The organism is Streptomyces ossamyceticus (assembly GCF_001418475.1).
Lineage (GTDB): Bacteria > Actinomycetota > Actinomycetes > Streptomycetales > Streptomycetaceae > Streptomyces > Streptomyces ossamyceticus.
Genome location: NZ_LIQX01000502.1, coordinates 1 through 1,563 on the forward strand (window position 1 = coordinate 1; position 1,563 = coordinate 1,563).

The 1,563-nt window shown below is 74.5% G+C and carries 1 protein-coding gene; it reads left to right on the plus strand.

What is annotated here, in order from left to right; translation table 11 throughout:
* Positions 1-177 precede the first annotated feature (177 nt).
* Positions 178-1,563: polyamine aminopropyltransferase (locus AOK15_RS30955; RefSeq protein ID WP_079058813.1), on the plus strand; the 1,386-nt coding region annotated here is incomplete at its 3' end.

Genomic DNA, 1,563 nt, shown 5'->3' on the forward strand with positions numbered 1-1,563 from the left:
AGGGTGGGCCGCAGGCCCGTCCCTCCAGGGGCGCGGGGAACTGCGCGAGAGACCACGACGGACCCGCACCCGCCGAACAAACAGCGCTCCCCCGAGCCCATAGGCGCCCGGCGCCCACCCCAGACCACCCTTGTGGGTGACCCAGCCCCGCGCACACGTGACGGTAGCGTGCCAGGAGTGATCGAGCCGCACGCCCCCGCACCCCTAGGCGCCCCACCGTCACGGCGCGACCGAGGAGCCCCCGGCAGCGGCCCCGGTGACGGCCACGACGAGCACGACGGCACACTCGGCGGACCCGGCCTCCCCGGCGGAGCCGCCCGGCTCCCCGTCCGCCCCGGAGTCGGTCGTTTTCTCGTGCTCGCCGGTGTCTTCGTCTGCGCGGCCTGCGGACTCGTCTACGAACTCGAACTCGTCGCCCTCGCCTCGTACTTGATCGGCGACTCCGTCACCCAGGCCTCCGTCGTCCTCTCCGTCATGGTCTTCGCCATGGGCATCGGCTCCCTCGCCGCCAAACGCCTCCGCCCCCGCGCGGCCTTCGGATTCGGCGCCATCGAGGCCGCACTCGCCCTCGTCGGCGGCTCCAGTGCCCTCGCGCTGTACGCCGCGTTCGCGTGGACCGGCGGCTGGGGCGGCGTGTGGGCCTCCGGCTCCCGCTATCTCCTCGTCGCCTTCTCCCTGGCCATCGGTCTGCTCATCGGCGCCGAGGTCCCCCTCCTGATGGAGCTGATCCAGCGCATCCGCCGCCAGGACGCGGGCGGCGCGGTCGCCGACCTGTTCGCCGCGGACTACGTCGGCGCGCTGGTCGGGGGCCTCGCCTTCCCCTTCCTCCTGCTGCCCTGGCTCGGCCAGCTGACCGGCGCCCTGCTCACCGGCACGGTCAACGCCGTGGTCGGCGGCACCCTCGTCCTCGGTCTGTTCCGCCACGACCTGAGCCGCCGCGCCCGCTGGCTGCTGGTCGGCGCCAACGCCGCCGTCCTCGCCCTGCTCGCCTCGGCCGCCGTACACGTCGACGACTTCGAACGGGCCGCCCGGCGCGCGGTGTACGGCAACGACGTCCGCGTCGCCGTGCAGACGGACGTCCAGGAGATCGTCCTCACCGGCGGCCGCCACGGCCGGCCCCTCTCCCTCTACCTCGACGGCCGTCTGCGGATCAGCGGCCGCGACGAGCACCGCTACCACCGGGCCCTCGTCCACCCCGCGATCGACGCCGGCCCGCACGCCCGCGTCCTCGTCCTGGGCGGCGGCGACGGCCTCGCCGCCCGCGAGGTCCTGCGCCACGACGGCGTACGGCGGGTGGACGTCGTCGAACTCGACCCGGGTGTGCTGCGCCTCGCCCGCACCGACCCGGCGCTCTCCGCCCTCAACGGCCACGCCTACGACGACGCCCGCGTCCACGCCGTCACGGCCGACTCCTTCACCTGGCTCCGGCACACCCGACCGGCCGCCCCGTACGACGTCGTGATCGCCGACCTCCCCGACCCCGGCATCACGGACAGCGCGAAGCTGTACTCGCAGGAGTTCTACGGCCTCGCCCGCGAGGTCCTCGCGGAGGACGGCCGTAGA